Origin of the sequence: Synechococcus sp. H55.11, assembly GCF_047462475.1 — a bacterium.
GTDB lineage: Bacteria > Cyanobacteriota > Cyanobacteriia > Thermostichales > Thermostichaceae > Thermostichus.
In genome coordinates this window covers 2,350-5,145 of the sequence record NZ_JANSJI010000189.1, presented here as the reverse complement: position 1 = coordinate 5,145, position 2,796 = coordinate 2,350, and the positions used below count along the sequence as shown (strand labels likewise).

Below are 2,796 nucleotides of genomic sequence, written 5' to 3'. Positions count from 1 at the left end.
CACGAGCGCTTTGAGTTCCCCGAAGAAGTCCTACCCCGCGGCAACGCGCTCTAAACTGGCGCTGGCTGTCGAACGCTTGAGTTCTCTCGATCCTTCACGTGAGAGCCGGGGCCGAGCGTTCGCCTATTCAAGCCTTGGATTGGATGGGTAGGCGCTCGGCCATTCTTAAGCTCCTTTGCTTTTTACCTCTATCTTCTGCTGTACTGACTGTTACTCTTTTTGGAGGCTGGCCTCAGTGACTTCAACGACCTTTGGTTCCGCAGCGATGCAGGATCGCACCCAGGGCGGGTTTGCCTGGTGGGCTGGGAATGCTCGCTTGATCAATCTCTCCGGTCGGCTCTTGGGTGCCCACGTGGCCCACGCCGGCCTGATCGTCTTCTGGGCGGGAGCGATGCTGCTGTTTGAGGTGGCTCACTTCACGCCGGATCGGCCTATGTACGAGCAGGGCCTGATCCTGATGCCCCACGTGGCCACTCTGGGCTGGGGGGTTGGCCCGGGCGGCGAAGTTATCGACACCTACCCCTACTTTGTGATCGGCGTGCTGCACTTGATCTCCAGCGCAGTGCTGGGGTTGGGGGGCATCTATCACGCCGTGCGCGGCCCAGAAACCCTGGAGCAGTCTTTCCCCTTCTTCGGCTACGACTGGAAAGACAAGAACAAGATGACCACCATCTTGGGGATCCACCTCATCCTCTTGGGGTTGGGGGCTTTCCTGTTGGTGGCCAAGGCCATGTGGTTTGGCGGTGTCTATGACACCTGGGCTCCCGGCGGTGGCGATGTGCGAGTGATCACCAACCCCACCCTCAACCCGGCGGTGATCTTCGGCTACCTGTTCAAGTCTCCCTTCGGCGGCGACGGCTGGATCATCAGCGTGGACAACATGGAGGATGTGATCGGCGGCCATATCTACATCGGCATCATCTGCATTGCCGGTGGGATCTGGCACATCCTCACCAAGCCTTTTGGCTGGGCCCGCCGTGCCTTCATCTGGTCGGGGGAAGCTTATCTCTCCTACAGCTTGGCGGCGGTCTCGCTGATGAGCTTTATTGCCACCTGCTACATCTGGTTCAACAACACTGTTTACCCCAGCGAGTTCTACGGCCCCACCGGCCCTGAAGCCTCGCAAGCGCAAGCCCTCACCTTTATCGTGCGCGACCAGCGCCTGGGGGCGAACATCGGCCAGGCCCAAGGCCCCACCGGTCTGGGTAAGTACCTGATGCGCTCCCCCACGGGCGAGATCATCTTCGGCGGTGAGACGATGCGCTTCTGGGATGTGCGGGCGCCCTGGAAAGAGCCGCTGCTGGGCCCCAATGGCTTGGATCTGGATAAGTTGAAAAACGACATCCAACCCTGGCAAGCTCGCCGTGCGGTGGAGTACATGACCCACGCGCCACTGGGATCCCTGAACTCGGTGGGGGGTGTGGCGACCGAGATCAACACGGTGAACTTCACCAGCCCGCGCACCTGGCTGGCAGCCCACAACTTCATCTTCGGCTTCCTGTTCTTCGTTGGCCACCTGTGGCATGCCGGTCGCGCCCGTGCCGCTGCTGCCGGCTTTGAGAAAGGGATCAGCCGCGAGAACGAGCCGGTTTACCGGATGAAGCCGATCCGATAAGCACGGAAGTCTCTCGGAGATCAACCTTTGGCCCCCGGTAGGGGGCCTTTTTTTTGGGGATCCCCCCCGCCAGGATTGGCAGAGAAGGAAGAGAGGATAGAGACTGAGAAGGCTGAATGTTCGGTAAAGATGCACAAAGTCCCGGTTACGGTCATCACCGGATTTTTGGGATCCGGCAAGACCACGGTGATCCGTCACCTGTTGCTCAACAACCAGGGCCGCCGCATCGCCGTTTTGGTCAATGAGTTTGGCGAAGTGGGCATTGATGGCGAACTGCTGCGGGATTGCCAACGTTGCGAGGGAGAGGGATCCATCCCCATTTTGGAGCTGGCCAACGGCTGCCTCTGCTGCACGGTGCAGGAGGAATTTTTGCCCACCATGGAAACCCTGCTGCAACGGCGGGCGGAGCTGGACGGCATCCTGATTGAGACTTCAGGATTGGCCTTGCCTAAGCCTCTGGTGCAGGCTTTCCGCTGGCCAACCCTTCGCACCGGCGCCACGGTGGATGCGGTGATTGCAGTGGTGGACGGTCAGGCTCTGGCTTCTGGGCAACTGGTGGGGGATCGGGCGGCGCTGGAAGCGCAGCGGCAGGCCGATGCGAGCCTGGATCACGAGACGCCCATTGAGGAGCTGTTTGCGGATCAGTTGAGCTGCGCCGATTTGGTGCTGCTGAGCAAGGTGGATCAGATCACGTTGTCGGAGCGAGCGCGCGTGGAGAGCTGGCTGCGGCAACAATTGCGCCCTGAGGTTCGAGTCCTCCCCTGTGAGCGGGGCCAGGTTGCCCCAGAAGTGCTCTTGGGCTTGCAGGCGGCGGTGGAAGATCAGTTGGAGCGCCGCCCCAGCCACCACGACCACGAAGAAGACCACGAGCACGAGGCCTTCGAGTCTTTTTACCTGAGCCTGGAGGGGGGCTATGAGCCGGGATCCCTAGTTGCCCAACTGCGTCAACTGGCTCAAGAGGAATGCCTCTACCGGGTGAAGGGGTTTGTGGCCGTGCCCCACAAGCCGATGCGGCTGGTGCTGCAGGGAGTGGGAGGGCGATTTGAAACCTACTACGACCGGCCCTGGCGCCCGCAAGAGCCGCGGTTGACCCGCCTAGTGTTCATCGGGCAGAGGCTTAACCGGGAGCGCATTGCCGCTCAGCTTCAGGGCTTGGCTCACAGAGAAGCAGCGGCCTTTAC

At 61.1% G+C, this 2,796-nt stretch carries 2 protein-coding genes; both read left to right on the top strand.

The genetic code is table 11. The features are described 5' to 3' along the window. Positions 1-265 precede the first annotated feature (265 nt). Entirely contained in the window at positions 266-1,615 is a 1,350-nt protein-coding gene (gene psbC, locus NW853_RS08120) for a photosystem II reaction center protein CP43 (RefSeq protein ID WP_414335970.1), read from the top strand. 129 nt (positions 1,616-1,744) lie between these two features. After that, positions 1,745-2,796, top strand: a 1,052-nt coding sequence (cobW, locus tag NW853_RS08115; protein ID WP_414348762.1) for a cobalamin biosynthesis protein CobW, incomplete at its 3' end; no start/stop codon positions are given.

What these genes read in the sequence shown, in the direction of transcription:
- psbC (WP_414335970.1), top strand. Translation starts at nt 266, where the DNA reads ATGCAGGATCGCACCCAGGGCGGGTTTGCCTGGTGGGCTGGGAATGCT.